This is a genomic window from Prevotella sp. MGM2 (assembly GCF_002933955.1).
Classification (GTDB): Bacteria; Bacteroidota; Bacteroidia; order Bacteroidales; family Bacteroidaceae; genus Alloprevotella.
Window position 1 is genome coordinate 1 of record NZ_BEWW01000285.1, and the last position, 22326, is coordinate 22326.

At 45.4% G+C, this 22326-nt stretch carries 20 protein-coding genes; 15 read left to right on the forward strand and 5 right to left on the reverse strand.

Going from position 1 to position 22326, the window contains the following annotated elements:
- From C5S62_RS08735 to C5S62_RS08750, 4 genes are all read left to right on the forward strand, one after another.
- Window positions 1-309, forward strand: a 309-nt coding sequence (locus tag C5S62_RS08735; protein WP_223301200.1) for a hypothetical protein, incomplete at its 5' end; no start/stop codon positions are given.
- Window positions 310-870: 561 nt separating this feature from the next.
- Window positions 871-1572, forward strand: coding sequence for an iron-sulfur cluster assembly scaffold protein (locus C5S62_RS08740; protein ID WP_104405000.1), 702 nt, complete (start codon window positions 871-873; stop codon window positions 1570-1572).
- A 17-nt stretch (window positions 1573-1589) separates the two neighbouring features.
- On the forward strand, window positions 1590-2609 hold the full coding sequence (locus C5S62_RS08745) for a GGGtGRT protein (RefSeq protein ID WP_104405001.1): 1020 nt from the start codon (window positions 1590-1592) through the stop codon (window positions 2607-2609).
- A 239-nt stretch (window positions 2610-2848) separates the two neighbouring features.
- Entirely contained in the window at window positions 2849-3838 is a 990-nt protein-coding gene (locus C5S62_RS08750; protein WP_104405002.1) for an N-acetyltransferase, read from the forward strand.
- 27 nt (window positions 3839-3865) lie between these two features.
- Here C5S62_RS08750 and C5S62_RS08755 read toward each other — a convergent pair whose 3' ends face one another.
- Entirely contained in the window at window positions 3866-4360 is a 495-nt protein-coding gene (locus C5S62_RS08755) for a GNAT family N-acetyltransferase (protein ID WP_104405024.1), read from the reverse strand.
- 138 nt (window positions 4361-4498) lie between these two features.
- On the opposite strand from C5S62_RS08755, the gene hpt reads away from it, so the two are divergent.
- The 4 genes from hpt to pgeF all read left to right on the forward strand — a co-directional run bounded on the left by hpt (window position 4499) and on the right by pgeF (window position 7772).
- Window positions 4499-5035 carry a hypoxanthine phosphoribosyltransferase gene (gene hpt / locus C5S62_RS08760; RefSeq protein WP_104405003.1) on the forward strand — a complete coding sequence of 179 codons (537 nt, stop codon included), beginning with the start codon at window positions 4499-4501 and terminating at the stop codon, window positions 5033-5035.
- A gap of 64 nt (window positions 5036-5099) precedes the next feature.
- Window positions 5100-5669: an adenylate kinase gene (locus tag C5S62_RS08765; protein ID WP_104405004.1), complete on the forward strand. Its 570-nt coding sequence runs from the start codon at window positions 5100-5102 to the stop codon at window positions 5667-5669.
- A gap of 116 nt (window positions 5670-5785) precedes the next feature.
- Window positions 5786-6952 (forward strand): GTPase ObgE, encoded by a 1167-nt coding sequence (gene obgE / locus C5S62_RS08770; RefSeq protein WP_104405005.1) that lies wholly within the window; start codon window positions 5786-5788, stop codon window positions 6950-6952.
- A 19-nt stretch (window positions 6953-6971) separates the two neighbouring features.
- Complete coding sequence (pgeF, locus tag C5S62_RS08775; RefSeq protein WP_104405006.1) at window positions 6972-7772, forward strand: peptidoglycan editing factor PgeF; 801 nt, start codon at window positions 6972-6974, stop codon at window positions 7770-7772.
- A gap of 357 nt (window positions 7773-8129) precedes the next feature.
- On the opposite strand, the gene C5S62_RS08780 is transcribed toward pgeF, so the two are convergent.
- On the reverse strand, window positions 8130-9383 hold the full coding sequence (locus C5S62_RS08780; protein WP_172485916.1) for a glycosyltransferase: 1254 nt from the start codon (window positions 9381-9383) through the stop codon (window positions 8130-8132).
- A gap of 48 nt (window positions 9384-9431) precedes the next feature.
- Complete coding sequence (locus C5S62_RS08785) at window positions 9432-10184, reverse strand: RNA methyltransferase (RefSeq protein WP_104405025.1); 753 nt, start codon at window positions 10182-10184, stop codon at window positions 9432-9434.
- Between the two features lie 249 nt (window positions 10185-10433).
- On the opposite strand from C5S62_RS08785, the gene C5S62_RS08790 reads away from it, so the two are divergent.
- The 6 genes from C5S62_RS08790 (at window position 10434) to hemW (ending at window position 17754) form a co-directional block, all read left to right on the forward strand.
- Entirely contained in the window at window positions 10434-12620 is a 2187-nt protein-coding gene (locus C5S62_RS08790; RefSeq protein ID WP_223301201.1) for a BamA/TamA family outer membrane protein, read from the forward strand.
- A gap of 532 nt (window positions 12621-13152) precedes the next feature.
- The gene (locus C5S62_RS08795; protein WP_104405008.1) at window positions 13153-14268 is read left to right on the forward strand and encodes a carboxymuconolactone decarboxylase family protein; all 1116 of its coding nucleotides are present in this window, start codon (window positions 13153-13155) and stop codon (window positions 14266-14268) included.
- 170 nt (window positions 14269-14438) lie between these two features.
- Window positions 14439-15245 (forward strand): RNA methyltransferase, encoded by an 807-nt coding sequence (locus C5S62_RS08800; RefSeq protein WP_104405009.1) that lies wholly within the window; start codon window positions 14439-14441, stop codon window positions 15243-15245.
- 146 nt (window positions 15246-15391) lie between these two features.
- A complete protein-coding gene (locus C5S62_RS08805) occupies window positions 15392-15781 on the forward strand; it encodes a DUF3127 domain-containing protein (RefSeq protein ID WP_104405010.1) in 390 nt (129 codons plus the stop codon).
- 136 nt (window positions 15782-15917) lie between these two features.
- Window positions 15918-16616 carry a monofunctional biosynthetic peptidoglycan transglycosylase gene (gene mtgA, locus C5S62_RS08810; protein ID WP_104405011.1) on the forward strand — a complete coding sequence of 233 codons (699 nt, stop codon included), beginning with the start codon at window positions 15918-15920 and terminating at the stop codon, window positions 16614-16616.
- A 10-nt stretch (window positions 16617-16626) separates the two neighbouring features.
- On the forward strand, window positions 16627-17754 hold the full coding sequence (gene hemW / locus C5S62_RS08815; protein ID WP_104405012.1) for a radical SAM family heme chaperone HemW: 1128 nt from the start codon (window positions 16627-16629) through the stop codon (window positions 17752-17754).
- Window positions 17755-17941: 187 nt separating this feature from the next.
- Here the strand turns inward: hemW and C5S62_RS08820 are convergent, their stop codons facing one another.
- Window positions 17942-19504, reverse strand: a complete 1563-nt coding sequence (locus C5S62_RS08820; protein WP_104405027.1) for a sulfatase — start codon at window positions 19502-19504, stop codon at window positions 17942-17944.
- A 74-nt stretch (window positions 19505-19578) separates the two neighbouring features.
- Window positions 19579-20979, reverse strand: coding sequence for a phosphoglucosamine mutase (gene glmM, locus C5S62_RS08825; RefSeq protein WP_104405013.1), 1401 nt, complete (start codon window positions 20977-20979; stop codon window positions 19579-19581).
- Between the two features lie 239 nt (window positions 20980-21218).
- Between glmM and C5S62_RS08830 the strand changes: the two genes are divergently transcribed.
- On the forward strand, window positions 21219-21848 hold the full coding sequence (locus C5S62_RS08830) for a chloramphenicol acetyltransferase (protein WP_104405014.1): 630 nt from the start codon (window positions 21219-21221) through the stop codon (window positions 21846-21848).
- The last annotated feature ends 478 nt before the right edge of the window (window positions 21849-22326 follow it).

Here is a 22326-nt window from a genome sequence, read left to right on the forward strand (position 1 = left end):
GGAGTGTACGGCCTTATGACCGGTACGACATTTCCCAATTTGCGTTTTTCTCTCTGTCTGTTTCTTAAAGTAAGCGTTTTAAAGGGTGGAACAATGTTAGCTGCGGAGACTGGGCCGGCGGAACAACAGTTCACACCGAAAGCCGCGACATCCGCCTGCAAATATACGGATTTTATCGGAAACGGGGCGCATAACTCCCTGTTTTTATGCAGCAACAAGGGTTTGAACGCCATGAGACGGAAAGACTCCGACAACAGCGCCGCCCCACCCTCACCCGAAGAGGCAGACCCGACAGCCGGACAGAGTTAGCGGCATGCCCTCACAACCCGGTTTCAACGCCATTTCCCATTTTAACATTTCTTGCTTTCCGGCAAAAAATGTTGTATATTTGCAACAGCGAAGAGGGCTGTCCGCCGGGATGGCCCTCTTTTCCTTTTTAAATCAAGGTGAAAACCAACATCAGAAACCGGTATCGGGCCGAAAAAAGTCCGTATTGCCGTAAAAATTACAAGTATTGCTTTTCATATTTCACCTATTGCTTTTTCCAAAACTTCTTACCGACCGGCATAAATCGCCTCTTGAAATGTAACGGAAAGTTAAATATGTTAATTTCCCGAATGCCTTCCGTGCCCTGAAACGGCCTCTCCCATACCTGCCGATTCTCCCAGTTTAGTCATGACCTCCCACACAGACCGCATTCTTGTACAAGCAGACATCAGAAGGTGGCATGTCTGAATATCAAAATTACCTCATCCGTATTATCAACCTTTCAAAAAAACTTGTTTTTGTTTTGCATTTTTAGCGGTTTCCCTTAACTTTGCAGTAAAATGTTGAAGTAACGTATATTACTCACTATATTTATTAATCGACATGGAATATTCACACGAAGTTCAAAACATGTGTTGCGTGGCTAAAGGTCCCAACCATGGTCCCGCTCCCATACCCGAAGAGGGCAAGTGGGTGCAAGCAAAGGAAATCAAGGACATTTCGGGCCTGACCCACGGTGTGGGCTGGTGTGCCCCTCAGCAGGGAGCCTGCAAACTGACGCTCAACGTTAAGGAAGGTGTCATCGAAGAATGTCTGGTAGAGACCATCGGTTGCTCCGGTATGACGCACTCTGCCGCCATGGCCAGCGAAATCCTTCCGGGCAAGACGATTCTTGAGGCTCTTAATACCGACCTCGTTTGCGATGCTATCAACACAGCAATGCGCGAACTTTTCCTTCAGATTGTTTACGGCCGCACACAGAGCGCTTTCTCTGAAGGTGGCCTTGTGGTTGGCGCCGGCCTTGAAGACCTCGGCAAAGGCCTCATCAGCCAGATGGGTACCCTCTACGGCACCAAGCTCAAAGGTACCCGCTATCTTCAGCTCACGGAAGGTTACATCACAAAGATGTTCCTCGACAAAGACGACCAGGTGTGTGGCTACGAATTTGTTCACATGGGCAAATTCATGGATGCCATCAAGAAGGGAGTTCCTGCCGATGAAGCCCTCAAGAGCGTAACCGGTACTTACGGCCGCACCAAGGAAGAGGACGGAGCAGTTAAATCAATTGACCCACGTAAAGACTAATAAGGAGGACTGCAATTATGATTAGAGAAGTAAAATTTGAGTCACAAGACCGTCGTATCAAGCAGATTCTCGCTTGTCTTAACGCACACGGCATTTCGTCAATCGAAGAAGCTAACCAAATTTGCGAAGCTGCCGGCATCGATCCTTATCAGACCTGCGAGGAAACGCAGATGATCTGCTTCGAAAACGCCAAGTGGGCCTACGTTGTAGGTACCGCCATCGCCCTGAAAGAAAAAGCCAAGGACGCCGTTGCCGCTGCCGAATACATCGGCGAAGGCCTTCAGGCTTTCTGCATCCCCGGCTCCGTTGCCGATGACCGCAAGGTGGGTATCGGCCACGGCAAACTGGCCGCACGCCTCCTCTCTCCTGAAACCAAGTGCTTTGCCTTCCTGGCCGGACATGAGAGTTTCGCCGCCGCCGAAGGTGCTATCAAGATCGCACAAATGGCCAACAAGTCAAGACCTGCAGACAAACCCCTGCGCTGTATCCTCAACGGTCTGGGCAAAGACGCTGCCATGATCATCAGCCGCATCAACGGTTTCACTTATGTGCAGACTAAATTCGACTACTTCACCGGTGAGCTCAAGGTTGTAAAGGAAATTCCTTACAGCAACGGTCCCCGTGCCGCCGTAAACTGCTACGGTGCCGATGACGTGCGCGAAGGTGTTGCCATCATGTGGAAAGAAGACGTGGATGTATCCATCACGGGTAACTCTACCAACCCCACCCGCTTCCAGCATCCCGTTGCCGGCACTTACAAGAAAGAGCGTATCCTTGCCGGCCGCGAATACTTCAGCGTAGCTTCCGGTGGCGGTACGGGCCGCACACTCCATCCCGACAACATGGCCGCCGGTCCCGCCTCCTACGGTATGACCGACACCATGGGCCGCATGCACAGCGATGCCCAGTTTGCCGGTTCATCTTCTGTACCTGCTCACGTGGAAATGATGGGCTTCCTCGGTATCGGCAACAACCCGATGGTAGGTTGCTCAGTGGCCTGTGCTGTAAATGTTGACTTAGCTTTGAACAAGAAGTAAGCAACCTGACTACTTAATTATAAAAACCTCCTGTGATTTTTCTGAGTCACAGGAGATTTTTATATACTTTCTGTCTTCCAAAACAAGTAAAATCATATTTTTTCAACAGAAAGAAAATCCAATGTGCTGTGAATATCATGTATCTATCTATTATTCAAGTTTTGCACACTACCGAGGACTATCCTGTCGGATTTTTGTTTAAAAAGCTCTAAACACATTTTATTCCGCTCCATACTTCCATGAGAATCAGACAAATCACAGGAAACAAGAAAAAATATCTGCCACTCCTTCTCATTGGCGATGAACAGGAAAGCATGATAGACCGCTATCTGAACTGTGGCGACATGTTCGGTATGTTCAATGGAGAAGAAATCATAGCCGAAATCGTCATAACCAACGAAGGCGGCGGAACATACGAGATCAAAAACATAGCTGTGGCCTCCGGCTATCGAAAAAAAGGCTACGCACGCCGTATGGTAAATTTCACAGAACAATTTTACACCCCTTATCTCTTTCGTCTGAAAGCCGGTACTGCTGAAACCGTTGAAATGGACACCTTTTACCGCCATCTAGGTTTTGAGGCAAAAGGCCGTATCGAAAATTTCTTTACTGATAACTATGACCATCCTATCATAGAGTGTGGCATTTATCTGAAAGACATGATTTATTATGAAAAAGACTTTCCTCACCACATCAACTACTCCCAACATCTCTCCAGACGTCTGCACAGCCATGACATCATCGGGCTTTATCATCTGGCTCTCAACGATGTGAAACTACATCATCTGCTTTTTCAACTCATCGGCAATGAAAACAAACGCGCGGCTACAAATGCGGCCTGGGTGTTTTCCCGACTTAGTGAAAAAGTTCAGGATATCTTCACCGGACAACAGCGGCAACAGTTACAGAACATTGCCGCTGAAACTAAAAACGATACATTGTGCCGCCTGCTGTTGACAATCATCCTGAATGTCAGCAAATCTTCAAGAAACACTTTATCAGACGGACTTTTTCTTGAGTTTTGCCTGCACAACATCTCAAATTCCCAACGACCATCGGGAATACGGGTATTATGTCTCAAACTGGCGTATGAAATAAGTCGTAATTATACTGAAATACAGGAGGAACTCCAACAAACTATCGCCCTGATTGAATCAGGGCCACTTTCCCCGTCACTCACATCCGCCTGCACAAATATTCTCAAAGCCATGCAGAAAAACAAGACATAAATGGATATCTGACCTTGTCATGTAAATCTAAGGCATCTCCTGCAACAATAATTCATAGTCTACGACATCAAGCCAAAGCCCTAACTTAAAACCTACTTTTCTAAAATGAGACACTTGCCGGAACCCTAGCCGTTCATGTAACCGGACACTGGCCTCATTACCTCCCGTTATACAGGCTACCAAAGCTACATATCCCAGCGCACGGCAATCGTCTATGACACGTTGCATCAACATTCGCCCAACACCTTTCCCTTTACAATCCGCAGCCACATACACAGTAGTTTCCAACGTTTTAGCGTAAGCCGCCCTTTCTTTCCAAGGGTGGGCATAACAATAACCTATTATTTTACCGTCCTCCTCACAAACCCAATAGGGACAATGTGTTGCAATATCTGCAATGCGACAACGCATATCCTCATCTGTCAGTTCCTCTATTTCAAAAGAGGCTGTACTCTCTTTCACATACACATTATAAATATCGGCTATTTCACCAGCATCGGCTTCCGACACCCGTCTTATTATCATAATCAGTTCATTTTTATTTCGGGGACAAAAATACGAAAAAGAACAAGAAGCTGCATACAGAAGTGCAAAAACAAAAAGGTTTGCTTTTACGCTTCATTGATTTGCACTATCTTTGCAGAAATTTTTTTAACAACCATGAAAAAGGTAGTAGTTAAGGACAAAACATTTAAAGTTTGTATTTCTCAAGAAAAGATCAGAGAAAGAGTGAAAGCCATCGCGGCCGACATCTCCTGTGACATGGCTGGCAAAAAGCCGCTTTTGATAGCCGTGCTAAACGGCTCATTTGTTTTTGCAGCAGACCTGATGAGAGAACTTGATTTTCCCTGTGAAATTTCCTTTGTCCGCCTGTCATCTTATGCAGGAACAGCATCCACCGGGAAGGTGAGAGAGCTTATCGGTCTGAGCGAAAGCATTGAAGGGCGCTCCGTTATTGTTGTGGAAGACATCATAGACTCCGGCTTGACGATGCAGGAAATGCTTACCATGCTTGCAGAAAAGAAACCTGCAGATGTACGTATAGCTTCATTATTGGTCAAACCCGACAATCTGAAAGTAAACTTGGACATCCGCTACCGCTGTTTCGACATACCTAATGATTTCATAGTAGGCTATGGACTAGACTATGACGGAGAAGGCCGTAATCTACCTGACATTTATGTAGTAGAAGAATAAACTCTTACCAACTGTTTTCCAGAAAAGATAGAATAAAACCATTTTACCATAAAACAAACAATCAATGAAGAATATTGTCATTTTTGGTGCCCCCGGCTCAGGGAAAGGCACTCAAAGCGATTTGCTCGTACAGAAGTATGGTTTCAAACATATCTCGACAGGTGATGTACTACGCGCTGAAATCAAGAACAATACAGAACTTGGCCAAACGGCCAAATCATACATAGACAACGGCCAACTCATTCCCGATTCTCTGATGATTGATATTCTGGCCAGTGTTTATGATAGCCTCTGTCCTTGTGAAGGGGTTATCTTTGACGGTTTTCCGCGCACCATCCCCCAGGCTGAAGCCCTAAAAGACATGCTAGCCAAACGAGGCACGGAAGTGGCAGGCATGCTCGAACTTGACGTCCCTGAAGAAATGCTGATGGAACGTCTTATAAACCGAGGCAAAACGTCAGGACGTGCCGATGATAATGCTGAAACGATAAAAAAACGCCTTGATGTTTATTCCGCCCAAACCTCCCCTCTTATCGAATGGTATGAAAAAGAGGGCAAACGTCACGCAGTAAAAGGTTACGGAGCACTGGAAGAAATCAATGCTGCTCTCTGCGCTGTCATCGACAATTTATAATCAACAGGAAATTCATAAAGAGTTTAAGGGAATTATTCCGATGTCTGTGACAAAGGAAATGCCTTTAACTCTTAACATCATTATGTCCCTATCATTCCACGAAACCTAATTTTATCATGGCCGAAAGCAATTTTGTCGACTACGTAAAAATATATTGCCGCTCAGGAAAAGGCGGTCGCGGCTCTATGCATCTGCACCGTGCCAAATATCAACCTAACGGCGGTCCGGACGGTGGCGATGGCGGACGAGGTGGCCACATTTATCTGCGTGGCAGCCATAACTATTGGACTTTGCTCCACCTACGTTATGAACGTCACGTCTTTGCCGGACATGGCGGCAACGGCTCCAAAAGTCTCTCACATGGTAAGGACGGCGAAGACCGCTACATTGATGTTCCTCTTGGCACAGTGGCCTACGATGCCGACACCGGCAAATATCTTTGCGATGTAACCGAAGACGGACAACTTGTAATGCTACTCAAAGGTGGACGAGGCGGCCTCGGCAACTGGCAGTTCCGAACAGCCACCAACCAAACACCGCGGTATGCACAACCAGGCGAACCGATGCAGGAAATGATGGTTATTCTAGAGCTAAAACTTCTGGCCGATGTAGGACTTGTCGGATTCCCCAATGCTGGAAAATCCACTTTGCTTTCAGCCCTGTCATCTGCCCGTCCAAAGATTGCAAACTATCCATTCACTACCCTAGAACCGTCACTCGGAATCGTACCCTATCGGGAAGGCCGTTCATTCGTAATGGCAGATATTCCAGGCATCATCGAAGGAGCAAGCGAAGGGAAAGGACTTGGACTGCGTTTTCTGCGACACATTGAGCGCAATTCCCTATTGCTGTTCATGGTGCCGGGAGACACACAGCACATTGGCCGAGAATACGAAATTCTTCTCGAAGAGCTCAAGAAGTTCAATCCTCAGATGCTTGACAAGCACCGTATACTTGCCATCACCAAAAGCGACTTGCTAGACGAAGAACTTATCGGCATGCTACGTGAGGAACTGCCACAGGACTTGCCGGTAGTATTTATTTCGGCTGTCACGGGAAAAGGTGTTGACAATCTGAAAGATCTGTTGTGGGAAGAACTCAACAGCGAAAGCAACAAGCTACAAGCTATCAGCGAAGGTGGTACCATCATTCACCGCAATCGCGACACTAATCTTCTGGCAAATGACTTCGCTGACTGGCAGGACGAAGAGCTGGAAAAATATTCAGACGGTGAAGAAGATGATTGGGATGACTATGACATAGAATTCCTCGACAACGAATAACGAAGTCCTTCAACACGACATGAACTGTAAAGAAACACTCTTAGAATATGCCCTGGGCAAAAAGCTCAGGGCTTTCAGTACTACCCGCTTAGGGGGCACAGGAACCAATCAATACGCCACGTTCAACATCACCCCTTACTGTGGCGATGACGCTGCAAATGTATTGGCAAATCAAACAGATTTATGCCATGAACTGGGAATAGACGAAAAACACCTTATACTTCCCCATCAGACCCACGGCACACGTACCCTCCAAATTCACGAAAAATTCTTTCATGAAAATGACGATGAACGCACAAACGCTCTTGAAGGAATTGACGCACTTATAACCGATATTCCAGGCGTATGTATCGGCATCTCCACGGCAGATTGTGTGCCCATCCTTCTTTATGATGAAGAAAATCATGCCATCGCAGCTATCCATGCCGGATGGCGTGGTACAGCAGGCCATATTTCGACAAAAACAATTACTGCTATGAACCGTGCTTTCGGTACACATCCGGAAAGACTGCGTGCAGTCATCGGCCCTTCCATTTCAGAAGCAGCTTTTGAAGTGGGCGACGAAGTATATGACGCCTTTGTTGCGGCCAATTTCCCCATGTCGACCATTGCCCATCGCTGTCCTTGTAACAATGGAGGAAGCAAATGGCATATTGACCTATGGGCCGCCAACGTCCTCTCGCTTGAACAGAGTGGTGTAAAACTTGAGCATATCCATGTGTCTGGCATCTGCACCTATACTCACCATGACACTTTCTTTTCTGCTCGCCGGCTCGGAGTCGATTCCGGTCGCATTTACTCTGGCATCATGTTAAAATAAAACACCCAATCTCATTTTAACACTATTTGCTTTTGGATAAAAAAATTCGTATCTTTGCAATAGCCAAGCGGGATTCTCCATGGAGAATCCCGCTTTTTCAATGTTTTACAAGCCTTTTTCCGCAAAATCTCATCAAATTTTCGCCATAGACTCTTCGTATCAGAGTTTAAATTCCCAGTATTCGTGTTAAAAATCCGATACAGACTTTCTCCACATCAATACTTAAAATCATTTTTCAAGCTCCATAAATGTAACAAAAGGTTAAAAATGTTAATCTCAAAAATAGATCCTCAGCTAAAACCGATACCATTACTACCACAACATTTAGGCTTGACCACACTGCCAACCCTGCAGTTTCTATCTTCGAACCAAATCACGCCGCACAATCCAGCGTTTCAAACATATTATTTTATTAGAAAACGGAGTAGCTAAAGCCCGCCATCCCATATAATACCAAGAAAATTGTCTCTCGCCTAACAGACGGACAACACGGCGCAAGAGCCAGCCTGGCATCAAAGCACCAGCACAAACTAACAGTAAGACCGGAATATCCAGCCATAATCTGGACATATCATAACGTCCCAAAGTATTTATTTCATGTAACGTCAAAAACAAGTATAATCCCCCAATACCCCAAAACAAAAACAAAAAGAACGTGGCAGCTCCCTCACGAATACGAAAACAACGGCCACGCCGACCGACATGCCGCAAGATCTCAGACAGTCGCACGCGACGGGCAACAATCTCACGCTGTTCCGGCAATTCCTGAAGAACCGAAGATTCGGGATGAAATACAATCTCTGTACGTCCGCCAAGAGCCAAAGCATCAACTAAATGAACATCCTCTCCAAAAGGCACGGTAAGACTGCCGGAATATCCCTGTCCTTGCATAAAAATGGATTTTCTAAACGCCATATTGGCCGAATCGGCCCAAACAGCCTTTCCACAAGGATGCGTCACCGCAGAAACGAAGAAATGTCCTAATGCCATTCGTCCGGCAATCATCTGACGCCGCAACCTCTCATAAATGGCACGTCTGGCCACCGGTGTTCCGTCATCGGCATAACTGGCATAACCTAAAACAAAATCGCAATCATCCTCAAAAAAAGCCGACAGGCAGGTCAGCCAGGAATTTCCCGATGGACGACAATCAGCCTTCGTAATAACCACCCAAGGCGCGCGGGCTGCACGCACACCAAGCGTGACAGCCAATTTTGAACGTGATAGATAACGGGCTGAAGCGGGTACAAAAGTATGCCGAAGATGAGAATAAACGGCTGATAGTTGCTTCAAGACCTCCGAAGTTCCATCTGTCGAGGCTTCATCAACTACAATAACTTCATAACAATCGAAGTTCTGCTCCAACATAGCCGGCAAATTCCGACGTAACGCTTCTGCCTGATTGCTGCTGGTAACCACAACGCTTACACGAGGGGAAACACCATTCATCCTATTTTTCCATCCTATCTTCTCTTCAAGAGCTACTGTCTTTTCTAATTTTAAACTTACCCGACGGCAAACAGCCGCACTCTGCGCATAATCACTCCAACGCAACCACCACAACAATATCAGTGTGGCACAAAGCACAGATAACAAGACATAAAATAACATAGGCATCATTCATTATTCGACAACACGACAACACATCGAACAGATTTTTTAACGCCGCCGGAACTCTGCGGCAACAATGGCAGTGGCAATAGCGACATTAAGGCTCTCACTAGTCGGTCTTTCCAAAGGAAAACTAGGAATATGAAGCCGCCGGGTCACAGCAGCTCCCACTTCCGGCCGAATACCATTACCCTCATTTCCCATCACTATAACACCGCCCTTGGACAATGGCTCCTCATAGATATTCTGCCCATCCATAAATGTTCCATAAACAGGATAATCCGAAGGTAAAGAAGAGAGCCAGTCTGTCAAATTCACATAATGCACCTTCACACGAGCCAAGGCCCCCATCGTTGCCTGAACCACTTTAGGGGCAAAAACATCCGCGGTGTCGAAAGAACAATATATATGATCAATTCCAAACCAATCTGAAAGCCGCACTATAGTACCGAGATTTCCCGGATCCTGTATTCCATCCAAAGCCAACATCAGAGTTTGTCCGTCAGGACAAACCATATTATCAGGTTCCTCTGGCAAGTCAAACACAGCCAATACATCATGCGGCGCCCGCAAGGATGAGGCTTGCTCCAGTTCCTTTTGGCTGACAATCGCCACCTCACGCGCAGAGAATTTCCTGTGAGCGGATATAAATTCCGGAGTTCCGGCCAATAGCCTGCAAGTGAAATGCTCTATCATGTCTCCCACCACCTTAGGACCTTCTGCCACAAAAGCCCTCTCTGCCTCACGGTATTTTTTCTGCGACAACGAACGCACCAATTTCAATTTATTCTTACTCCACATTCCGTCTTTGTTTTTCATGCAAAGGTAATAAGAAAATAAGAAATGACCCTTTGGTCTTTAAATGCTTATTCACTTTTTATGCTTAACTTTGTACACAATATGTGCAAAACAAGGTTATACAACATTTTAGATTCTCTGAAAAAACATTTCGTCGGGTTCTGCATATTAACAGCATGCGCCGCCTTACTTTCTGGTTGTTCTGCCGAACGTTTTCTGGCAGACAATGATTTCATACTGGCAAATGTCAAAATGGAAAGTAATAACCGGCATCTTCCTCTCTCCAATTACCGCAGCTACATACAGCAGGAACCCAACTCCCGCTGGTTTAACCTGAGTAAAATTCCATTAGGCATTTACTGCCTGCAATCACGCGACACGACACGACGCTGGAGCCGCTTCATACGGCGTTTGGGAGAAGCTCCGGTCATATACGACTCATCCATGACAAAACAGTCCTGCGAAGCTTTGTCGGCAGCCCTGCGCGGACATGGATTCCTGCGTTCTTCTGTCAGCACAGACACGATCAGACGTAAACGGCAGATATCTTTAGTCTACCGGCTAAATCCGGGCTTACAAAGTTATGTGGAGAATTTACACTACGAATCGGACAGTCCTCAGATATTACAGATTGTAAGAACGGATTTGAACAGCTCTCTCCTGTATAAAGGCATGCCACTCGATGAGGAGGTTTTATCAGCCGAACGTTCCCGAATCATCGCGACATTACGCGAAAAAGGTTATTACAACCTGCACAAAGAATTTATTACATTCAGTGCCGACACTGCCAGTAACGATTACGGAGTCGATCTCACGCTTCATCTGCGCATGCCGGCAGGCATCGACTCAACCAAAGCTTATGCGCCTTACAGGCTAAAGGACATCAACATTTATGAAGAAGCAACAGATAACAGCCGCATGGCCAGCGCCACATTGCGAAAAGGCATGACGCTTCACTTCCCACAGCGTTCTCACTTGAAACCAAGGGTTTACAACACACATACCTATCTGAGGCCCGACAGTCTTTACCGCGAAAAAGATTTACGTAATTCTTACAGTGCGCTCAACAGTCTGCCGGCCATCAACTATTCCACGATCCGTTTTACAGAACCTCATAAGGACAGCGCATTACTCAATGCCGACATTTTTATTAAAACTGCCAAACCACATACTATTAGCGCAGAACTCGAAGGTACCAACACTTCAGGAAACTTAGGCGCGGCGGTCGTACTAAGTTATACCAACCGCAACATTTTCAAAGGTTCTGAAAGTCTGTCTGTAAAATTGCGCGGCGCCTATGAGGCCATTACAGGCCTGGAAGGGTATAGCAACCAGAATTACCTGGAAATGAACGCCGAAACGGCCTTACGCTTTCCCACATTACTCATGCCCTTTGTTTCAGGACAAACCAAACAACATCTCAAGTCAACGTCAGAAGTGACATTGATGTACGGCTCGCAAAACCGGCCGGAGTTCCATCGTCGGCTATTAACCGGAACATGGACCTACAGGTGGAGTCCCAACAGTGCGCCACAGTGGCAACACCGTCTTGACCTGCTCAGTCTGAACTACATCTTCATGCCTTGGATTTCAGATACATTCCGGCAAGAATATCTTGAAGGAGACGACCCGCACTATGCTGTACTGCGCAACAGCTACGAAAATCTTTTCATTATGAAAACGGGCTATAATTTCACTTATAATTCAGTCAAATCCAACGTTGCGGACGGTCTTTATCAAACCAACGGCTATCAAATAAGAATAGGGGTGGAATTTGCCGGCAACCTGCTTTACGGCCTCTCTCATCTCTTCAATGCCCAACGCGACAAGAACAACAATTACACCCTTTTCAATATAGCTTATTCACAATACGCTAAATTTGATCTCGATTACGCCAAAAGCTTCATCATCAACGACCGCAATTCCATGGCGCTGCACCTAGGATTAGGCATAGCCATACCATACGGTAATTCTACCATCATTCCCTACGAGAAGCGTTATTTTTCCGGAGGAGCCAACAGTGTGCGCGGCTGGAACGTCCGGCAATTGGGACCGGGAAGCTACAAAGGTAAAGACGGAAAAATAGACTTCATCAACCAAACGGGCAACCTCAAACTCGACATGAGCTTGGAATACCGTACTTATCTATTTTGGAAACTCCATGCCGCCGCCTTTATTGACGCCGGAAATATTTGGAACACACGCAACTATGCCGACCAGCCCGGAGGGCAATTCCGCTTTGACAGTTTCTACAGGCAAATAGCCGTTTCCTACGGACTGGGACTGCGCCTCAACTTTGATTTCTTCATTCTTCGTTTCGACGGCGGCATGAAGGCCATAGATCCTAGTGAAAAGAGCGGCCGCAGACATTACCCTGTCATCCATCCCAAGTTCAAGCGCGATTTCACCTTTCATTTTGCTGTAGGCTTGCCCTTCTGAAACCGACCGGAAATGTTTTCCTCGTATCCGTGTTTTTTATCCGGTCCGGCATATCCTCACTTAAAAGGAGGGCCATTACTCTTCAGACCCATTTTAACACTATTTGCTTTTGACCATAAAATGTCGTATCTTTACAATAGCGAAGCGGGGCTTTCCACACGAAAGTCCCGCTTTTTCTATGTTTTTCAGGCATATTCCAATCATTTTCCACCCTATTTTTCCTGAAAAATCCCCGTATTGCAATTTTAATTCCAAGTATTTGTATTAAAAATCCGATACGGACTTTTCCTGTTTTCAGGTTTGGACCCTATTTTTCATCACTCTGAAATGTAATAAGAAGTTAAATATGTTAAAGTTCAAAGAGACGTTTCTACTCTTTAAAAATGCTCCGACAATGGATGGATGCTTCTTTGTTGTATCACAAACCTGTTACATCCTGCAATAATCTATAATTGTGGTTATACTATCCGTAATTGTGGTATAACAGACCATAGAAGGAAGCCCTAACTTTGCAGCAAAAAAACAATATGGCATGAAAAAAACAATTGGAATCAGCACTTTAGCATCTATTATCATCCTCTTCGAAACAATGACAACAAAAGCTCAACATCACATGGACACACTGACTTCCAGACAGCAGAACATGATGGTTTTAGCAGCCTTTGAGGCCAAAGGAGACACCTTCAGGCTTAAGACTGCTGTTGCAAACGCCTTGGACTACGGACTGACCATCAACGAAACAAAAGAAATCTTTTCACACCTCTATGCCTATACCGGATTTCCCCGCAGTTTGAACGGACTCGGTATTTTACAGACCGTTCTTGCCCAAAGGAAAGCCAAAGGCATCAATGACCCGGAAGGCAGGGAGGCTTCTCCGCTTCCTGACGGATATGAGGCCCTGAAACTAGGACGTGCAATACAAACCAAACTGAACGGAGGTAAACCTTTTGACTATAACTTTGCCCCTGCTACTGACTATTATTTGAAAGCGCATCTTTTCGGCGATATCTTTGCCCGTGACATTCTGACGCATGCGGAGAGAGAACTCATAACAATCAGTGCGTTATCATCCATGGAAGGTGTAGAGTCACAACTCAAATCACACATTCGGGGAGCAGTCAACATGGGGATCAGCGAGAAAGAGATACATGCCATCCCTGAAATTCTCTCACAAAAAGTGGGCGAACAGGAAGCCTGGCAAGCCGACAAAGCCATAGCAGAAGTATATGAACTGCCATTCAGCAAAAATAGGCCCGTAGGAAACACGGCTTTTCCATTAGGAAAGCCCAATACGGCCTATGCCCAATATTTTATCGGAAACAGCTATCTCGCTCCCTTGCTTTCGGGCAATCTCCCAATGTCGAACGTAACATTTGAGCCCCGATGTCGCAACAACTGGCACATCCACCACAAAAGCGGACAAATTCTCATTTGCATAAATGGGGCAGGCTGGTATCAGGAATGGGGAAAGCCAGCACGCGCCCTCCACCCAGGAGATGTGGTAAACATTCCGCCTGGCATTAAACACTGGCATGGAGCCACAGCCACCTCATGGTTTCAACACATAGCTATCACTCTTCCGGCCGACAGTGCATCGAACGAATGGCTTGAAGCTGTAACTGACGAAGTGTATGACCAACTGGAATAAATAAATCAAAATTCGTCAAGCGTTAATCAGACAGAACTCCCAACTTCTTATCCTCTCACCACAAAGAGCAAGCAAATCCCGAAAGAATAATGAAATACCTTTCTTTCGATTTTTATATTGTATTTTTGCGGGTAAATTAGGTCTGCCATTAACCAACAGCTCAAAAAAGTATGCCAGTCATCGAAATTTCGTCCTTAACCCATCCAGGAACAGAAGTATTCCACACACTCACCGAAACCCAGCTACGCAACCGGCTCGAACCCGAGAAAGGTATTTTCATTGCCGAAAGTCCTAAAGTCATTCGCGTGGCTCTTGAGGCCGGCTACACCCCCTTATCGTTTCTGTGTGAAAAAAAGCACATTACCGGTGATGCGGCTGACATCATAGCCCGTTGCAACGACATTCCCACCTACACCGGAGAGAGAGAACTACTGGCCCAACTGACCGGCTATGCCCTTACACGAGGCGTTCTTTGTGCGATGAGGCGTCCCCGATTGCACAACGTTGAAGATATATGCCAGAGCGCCCGACGCATTGTAGTAGTGGACGGCGTAGTGGATACGACCAATATCGGCGCCATTTTCCGGTCTGCCGCAGCATTGGGAATAGATGCCGTACTGCTCACTCCCACTTCCTGTGATCCGTTGAACCGTCGCGCAGTCCGTGTTTCTATGGGATCTGTTTTTCTTGTGCCATGGACATGGCTGAGGGGTCCGATCACCCAACTACGCCAACTGGGATTCAAAACAGCAGCCATGGCTCTCACCGAAAACTCCATAAGCATTGACAATCCTCTTTTATCAGCAGAACCCAAACTGGCCATCATCATGGGAACGGAAGGAGACGGACTTGCCCATCAAACTATTGCCGAAGCAGACTACACCGTCCGCATCCCCATGTCACATAATGTGGACTCACTCAACGTGGCCGCCGCTGCAGCCGTAGCCTTTTGGGAACTCAGGACAAAAAAAGCATGACGTATCTTCGTCATGCCAAACGTTACCTGTCTTCATGCCTTACCGTTGTAAACGACACAACAGTTTTCAGTTTTTCAAATCAAAACAGCATCAGGTCGAAAAGAAAATCGTAACTTCGCCGAAAATTCATTCTTTAAAACAAAACAATGGAAATTACAGGAAAGATAATCGCGGCTATGACTCCGCGTACAGGCACTTCGGCCCGCACTGGCAATACTTGGATGACGCAGGAGTTTGTCATCGAAACCCACGATCAATACCCACGCAAGTGTGTCTTCACCGTTTTTGGCGAAGACCGTTTGAAGGAAATGAACATACAGATAGGAGCAGAAATGACTGTTTCGTTTGACATTGACGCTCATGAATATAACGGCCGCTGGTTTAATGACATACGCGCCTGGCGTGCCGTGCCTGCACAAGCTGCGGCACCGGCTCCAGGAATGCCGGCCGGCGTTCCCTCGCCTGCCACGACAATGGCAGAGCCAACGGCTACAGTTCCCGTTGCCAATGAACCTGAAGACGATTTGCCGTTCTAAAAAACGTTTGGAAAAGAAATATCTTGAAGGTCTGGGCCATCAGACCAACGAAAAAGCGAGTCAACAAACTGAGTTTTACAAACTGGTTTGCTGGCTCGTTTACTCATGAAAAGTAATTTCCCATCTTTCACCAACAATGAAAATCTTACTAAAAATATTCCTTTGGGCTATCATCTTTTTTCTAGTTTCTTCATTCCTAGCCGTATTAGCCTACCGCTGGCTACCCGTAAAAGCCACACCTCTCATGTACATCCGCAGCTTGCAGCACAAGGATAATTACGTCTACAACAACTGGTCGCATAGGTGGGTGCCACTTGACAGCATTTCACCTTACATGCCAATAGCCGTAATGGCCTCAGAAGACCAGAGATTCCTGAAACATAACGGATTTGACTTCAAAGCCATAGAGGCAGCACAAAAAGAATATGAAAAAGGAGGACGACGGCGGGGTGCCAGTACCATCAGTCAGCAAACAGCCAAAAACATATTTCTGTGGCCACGTTCATCTTGGGCACGAAAAGGATTTGAAACTTACTTTACTATACTTATCGAATGGCTATGGCCTAAAGAGCGCATCATGGAAGTGTACCTCAACAGTATTGAAATGGGACCCGGCATTTATGGAGTAGAAGCTGTAGCAGAAGAACATTTTGGCTGCCATGCTAAAGAACTGAGTAAGGCTAACTGCGCCCTGATAGCTGCAACGTTACCTAACCCCATCAAGTTCAGTTCTAAATATCCCTCTGTTTACATAAAGAAACGACAACGGAAAATCATTTCACAAATGAAATTCGTGCCAAAACTTGAAAGCCTTCCTAAAGAAAAACAAGAATAAAACAACGAAAATGTCAGGACTTTATCTGCATATACCCTTTTGTAAAAGCCGCTGTATCTATTGCGACTTTTATTCAACTACGTCCAAAGAAAATCTCTTACCAGCTTTTGTCAAAGCTGTATGTAAAGAACTGGAAGTAAGAAGAGAAGAGGCCAACAACGATATTATCAACACTATTTATTGGGGCGGCGGAACTCCTTCATGCTTACCAGTAAAAGCCATAGCGCAAATATTTGATACTATACAAAAACATTATCAGATAGCACCTGATGCTGAAATTACACTCGAAGCCAATCCTGACGACATTGAACCACAATTTATCACAGAAATTAAAGAACTGAGCATAAATCGCTTCAGCCTTGGCGTACAAACTTTCAATAATAACCAATTACATTTTCTAGGGCGACGTCATACAGGCGAAAATGCCCGAAAAGCTGTAATGACAATAGCTGAAGCCGGATTCGAAAACATAAGTATCGATTTAATTTACAGTCTTCCCCAACAAACTCTCAAAGATTGGGAAATAGATGTCAATACAGCTCTAGAACTGCCAATAAAGCATCTTTCGGCTTACTCACTGATGTACGAAGAAGGAACACGACTTACGGCATTACGTAACAGAGGGATTATAGAAGAAACAGAGGATGAGCTATCCGTTGCCCTATTCAATTCTCTTATAGACAGGACAACTACAGCTGGTTTTGAACATTATGAAATATCCAACTTTGCCTTGTCTGGATATCGTTCACGCCACAATTCTTCGTATTGGAATAATTCACCTTATATTGGCATCGGGCCCGGTGCCCATTCCTTTGACGGGAAATATTCCCGCCGCTGTAATAAGGAAAACCTCATGACCTATTCCTGCAACCCGGGCCATCCTCCTCATTCCATCGAAAAACTTAATGACGCCGAACGCTGTGATGAGTTGGTATTTACCGCCTTACGCACCTGTGAAGGACTTGACATGGAAATACTGACACAAAAGTTTGGAAATAAGATTGCCCGGCATATAATAGCAAATGCCCAACCACATATTGCAGGCGGACTCCTCTCACAAAACGGCAACAAACTTAAATTAACACACCGAGGAATATTTCTATCTGACATGGTTATGCGAGATCTTATGATAGGATAAAGTTTTTCAAACCACAACATTCTCTTTGATCCACAAAGTCCTATAATCATGCGTTTAGGTTACAAAATTATTCCTGTGACTACATAACAATTCAAGAACAATCATCTACTATAATTTTTATCTAAAGAAAAGCAGAGTGTATCGGTGTTTCTGCCGTTACACTCTGCTTATAAATAATATCTGACGTTTATTCTCCCTTAAAAGAATCATTTAACTTCAACGCATCCTGATCATCATATTCTTTCTGAAGTTTCACAAGTTCCTTCATAAGACGCTTTGTTATTTTCTCCATTCCCGGACGTGCATACATATTATGAAGTTCCTGCGGATCGTTATTAAGATCATAAAGTTCCCAATGATCAATGTCATCATAGAAATGAATAAGTTTCCATCCATCGGCCGTACTTACTCCATAATGACGTTTTACACTGTGCTCCGCCGGATATTCGTAAAAATGGTAGTAAAGACTTTTACGCCAATTTTTTGGATGCTTTCCTTCCAGCAAAGGTAGAAGCGACACACCATGCATATCTTCCGGAACAGGAACTCCGGCAATATCAAGAAAAGTCGGTGCGTAATCAATATTCTGCACCATTTCCCTGATGTCTCCACGAGCATTCAACCCATCCGGCAAACGCATAACAAGAGGCGTAGAATAAGACTCTTCATACATGAAACGCTTGTCAAACCAGCCATGCTCCCCCATATAAAATCCCTGATCAGAAGTATATACGACCAATGTGGAGTCAAGCAAATTTGATTCTTCTAAATATTTGAGTGTACGCCCAACGTTATCGTCAAGACTTTTGAGAACCTTGGCATAATCACGCATATACCGCTGATATTTGAACTCCGCCAATTCCTTGCCCGATAAATTGCGACGTTCAAAATCCGTAGTCAGAGAATCATAAAAATAATCGTAATCAGCACGGTCACGACTGTTCAGACGCCCAATCATAGAGAGGTAAGAATCCGTCAGACGCGTTTGCTTTCCGGGCGAATACATTTTTGTGTCATAGACAATGTCCATGTGGATATTGTTGCCTATTTCCATTTCCTGAGCGGCGGCTGCCGGACGTCCTTCATAATCGTCATAAAACGTTTCTGGCAGAGCGAAAGTACGGTCCTCATATTCACGAATGTATTTCATCTCCGGCAACCAGCAGCGATGACAAGCCTTGTGGTGAATAAAAAGAATAAACGGTTTGGCACGGTCACGTTTATTTTCCATCCAGTCAATCGCTTTGTCTGTTATAATATTAGTGACATAGCCGTCTTCACGTACAGTATCTCCTTTCATTGTAATGAAGTCGGGATTATAATAATCTCCTTGCCCTGGCACAATATTATAGTAGTCAAACCCAGTAGGCTCACTCACAAGATGCCATTTGCCGACAAGCGCTGTCTGATATCCGGCTTTTCTCATAAGTTTGGGCATGGTCTGCTGTGAACCATCAAAGATGCCATGCTCATTGTTAGTAAAGCCATTCTTGTGGGAATGCTTACCTGTAAGCATACAGGCACGACTAGGTCCGGAAAGAGAATTAGCCACATAACTGTTGACAAATTTCACACCATCAGCGGCAATACGGTCAAGATTAGGTGTTTTCACAAACCGGTTGTCATAACAGCTCATCATTTGGGCCGTATGGTCATCTGTCATAATGTAAACAACATTATAACGTCCCTGAGCCGAAGCTATAGCAGCAGGCACAGCCGATGCCCAAAGTAATATATTTCTTCTATCCATAATTATACATCGAATATGATAAAAAAAGAAAATGGTAGGAAAGAGTATAGCCCTTCCTCCCATTTTCTTTGATTTTATTCCTGTGGCTTGCCAGTCATGGCATACACAACATCCATGATCTGCTTACCCAGTGCATCAGCTTCTTCCATTGAATGAGCTTCGGAATAAACACGGATGATCGGTTCCGTATTTGACTTGCGCAGATGTACCCACTTGTCAGCGAAGTCTATCTTAACTCCATCAATATCAGTAACTTTCTCATCTTTGTAAAGTTCTTTCACCTTTTGCAATATGGCAAATATATCGGTCGTCGGATCGAGGTCTATGCGATTCTTTGCTATGAAATACTTGGGGAAAGAGTCACGTAACTCGGTGGCTTTCATCTTAGTCTTGGCCAGATAAGTCAGAATGAGGGCAATACCAACAAGGGCATCGCGGCCGCTGTGTGCTGTCGGATATATAACCCCACCATTGCCTTCGCCACCAATAACCGCACCAGTCTCCTTCATTTTCGTTACCACGTTTACCTCACCCACAGCTGCAGGAGTGTAGGAGCAGCCATATTTTTCAGTGACATCGCGCAAGGCCCGCGTGGAAGAAAGGTTCGAAACCGTATTTCCCGGAGTATGCTGCAATACATAATCGGCTACAGCAACGAGTGTGTATTCCTCGCCGAACATCGAACCGTCTTCACATACCATGGCCAAGCGGTCAACATCCGGATCGACAATAAAGGCTATGTCATGGTGTCCCTTACGCATGAGGTTACGGATATCAGAAAGATGCTCTTTCAAAGGCTCCGGATTATGCGCGAAATCGCCTGTCGGCTCCATATTCAGCCCTGTCACCTGTGTCACGCCGAGCTGTCCGAGCAATTTGGGAAGAATAATGCCGCCCACGGAGTTTACCGCATCAATAGCTACGCGGAAGTTAGCCTGTCGGATAGCCTCTACATCAACGAGTTCGAGGAATTTCACCACTTCTATGTGTCGCTGGTCAAAGTAGAAATTCTTTGTGTAGCATCCCAAATGGTCAACATCCGCAAAGGAAAAGTCGCAACTGTTGGCCAGGCGCACTACTTCCGAAGCCTCTGCGGGGGGGAGGAACTCGCCCTTCTCGTTGAGAAACTTCAAAGCATTCCACTGGCGCGGGTTATGGCTGGCCGTAATGATAATACCGCCACAGGCACGCTCCATAGTCACGGCAAGTTCTGTCGTGGGGGTGGAAGCCAAACCGATATTGAGAACATCGAATCCCATGCCCATAAGCGTTCCGCAAACCACATGCGACACCATTTCGCCCGATATGCGGGCATCACGGCCTACTACGATTTTGCGACGATAGGGGCCGACATATTTTTCACGGAGACTGGCATAAGCCGATACGGATTTGGCGATGTCGATAGGATTGAGCGTATCGCCCGGCTTACCGCCAATGGTTCCGCGGAAGCCCGAGATGGATTTGATTAACGTCATAGTATTACGCTTTTATTATATATGTTTAACTGAACGCTTTGACATTACGGACATCGAAGAGCGAGAGGCCCGTTAGAACTACAAAAATACAAACTAACCGCGGAATAAAAACTTTTTTTCATGTTTTTTTATATCAAAACACTTTACCAAGAGTATTTTTCATATTTTCGCAGATATAAGGCATTCGGCTGCACTGTTGTTCCTGCCTGAATCTGTCACTACCTTTATTTTCCATAATCATGAAACAAGTCATAGACATTAACCACTGGAACAGAAAAGAACATTTTGAATTTTTCTCCTCTTTCGATGACCCGTTTTGGGGAACCACCCTCGAAATAGACTTCACCGGCCTTTATCACCGCAGCCGTCAGAAGAGACAATCGTTTTTTCTCAGTTCGCTCCACGCCATTATGAAGTGTGCCAATGCCACCGAGGCTTTCCGCCTGCGCACAGACGGGAAAGGCGTCATAAAATACCACAAAGTAGGTGTTTCGCCTACCATAGGTCGTGACGACGGTACATTCGGCTTCGGCTTTTTCGATTATGACGCCGACTTTGAGACCTTTGCATACCATGCCAGTCAAGAAATCCGCCGTGTCAAAGAATGTTCCGGACTGGCCTTTCCGGCTGTGCCAGAGTGTGCCTATGCCATCCGGTATTCCTCCCTTCCGTGGTTTTCATTTTCCGAAATGAAACACGCCGGTTCTTTCAAAACCGGCGATTCCGCCCCACGCATATCGACAGGCAGGCTCATAGAAAAAGAAAAACGCCTGCTCCTTCCCATATCCATAACAGTTCATCATGGCCTCGTCGACGGCCTGCACGTGGGAGAATTCGTTAAAGAACTGAGCCTTATGACCAAGGGATAACCGTAACAAGCCTTACCTTGAACAATCACCGATGCGATGATGAATTAGTCTGCCGTTATGTTTTAACACATTTAACTTTCCATTACATTTAAAGGGCCTTTTCTTGTCATTTTCCAGTATTAAAACAACACAAGAACAAGCATGATCAGAAAAAGACTACTGGGAATTTTGACAGCAATACTTGGAATTTAAATTGTAATAAGGACTTTTTCAATCACAAATACGGCTATTTTTCCCTCTTTTCCACACGGAAACACACAAAAAAGCGGAGCATTTTCATGAAATGCTCCGCTTCGCTGTTACAAATATACAACTTTTTTCTGTTAAAAGCAAATAATGTTAAAAACGGCAACACAGAAAAGGCCGCTTTATTGTCAAAGCGGCACACCACTGTCCATTTGTCACATTCTTCAATTATCAGCCACTCATATTTACTGACATTACGGCGGGAAATGTTAGCAGATGTTAGACCACACGT

Bases quoted from the DNA above. Each gene is read 5' to 3' on its own strand.
- C5S62_RS08740 (WP_104405000.1), top strand. From the start codon at position 871: ATGGAATATTCACACGAAGTTCAAAACATGTGTTGCGTGGCTAAAGGT.
- C5S62_RS08745 (WP_104405001.1), top strand. From the start codon at position 1,590: ATGATTAGAGAAGTAAAATTTGAGTCACAAGACCGTCGTATCAAGCAG.
- C5S62_RS08750 (WP_104405002.1), top strand. From the start codon at position 2,849: ATGAGAATCAGACAAATCACAGGAAACAAGAAAAAATATCTGCCACTC.
- hpt (WP_104405003.1), top strand. From the start codon at position 4,499: ATGAAAAAGGTAGTAGTTAAGGACAAAACATTTAAAGTTTGTATTTCT.
- C5S62_RS08765 (WP_104405004.1), top strand. From the start codon at position 5,100: ATGAAGAATATTGTCATTTTTGGTGCCCCCGGCTCAGGGAAAGGCACT.
- obgE (WP_104405005.1), top strand. From the start codon at position 5,786: ATGGCCGAAAGCAATTTTGTCGACTACGTAAAAATATATTGCCGCTCA.
- pgeF (WP_104405006.1), top strand. From the start codon at position 6,972: ATGAACTGTAAAGAAACACTCTTAGAATATGCCCTGGGCAAAAAGCTC.
- C5S62_RS08780 (WP_172485916.1), bottom strand. From the start codon at position 9,383: ATGTTATTTTATGTCTTGTTATCTGTGCTTTGTGCCACACTGATATTG.
- C5S62_RS08785 (WP_104405025.1), bottom strand. From the start codon at position 10,184: ATGTGGAGTAAGAATAAATTGAAATTGGTGCGTTCGTTGTCGCAGAAA.
- C5S62_RS08790 (WP_223301201.1), top strand. From the start codon at position 10,434: ATGGAAAGTAATAACCGGCATCTTCCTCTCTCCAATTACCGCAGCTAC.
- C5S62_RS08795 (WP_104405008.1), top strand. From the start codon at position 13,153: ATGAAAAAAACAATTGGAATCAGCACTTTAGCATCTATTATCATCCTC.
- C5S62_RS08800 (WP_104405009.1), top strand. From the start codon at position 14,439: ATGCCAGTCATCGAAATTTCGTCCTTAACCCATCCAGGAACAGAAGTA.
- C5S62_RS08805 (WP_104405010.1), top strand. From the start codon at position 15,392: ATGGAAATTACAGGAAAGATAATCGCGGCTATGACTCCGCGTACAGGC.
- mtgA (WP_104405011.1), top strand. From the start codon at position 15,918: ATGAAAATCTTACTAAAAATATTCCTTTGGGCTATCATCTTTTTTCTA.
- hemW (WP_104405012.1), top strand. From the start codon at position 16,627: ATGTCAGGACTTTATCTGCATATACCCTTTTGTAAAAGCCGCTGTATC.
- C5S62_RS08820 (WP_104405027.1), bottom strand. From the start codon at position 19,504: ATGGATAGAAGAAATATATTACTTTGGGCATCGGCTGTGCCTGCTGCT.
- glmM (WP_104405013.1), bottom strand. From the start codon at position 20,979: ATGACGTTAATCAAATCCATCTCGGGCTTCCGCGGAACCATTGGCGGT.
- C5S62_RS08830 (WP_104405014.1), top strand. From the start codon at position 21,219: ATGAAACAAGTCATAGACATTAACCACTGGAACAGAAAAGAACATTTT.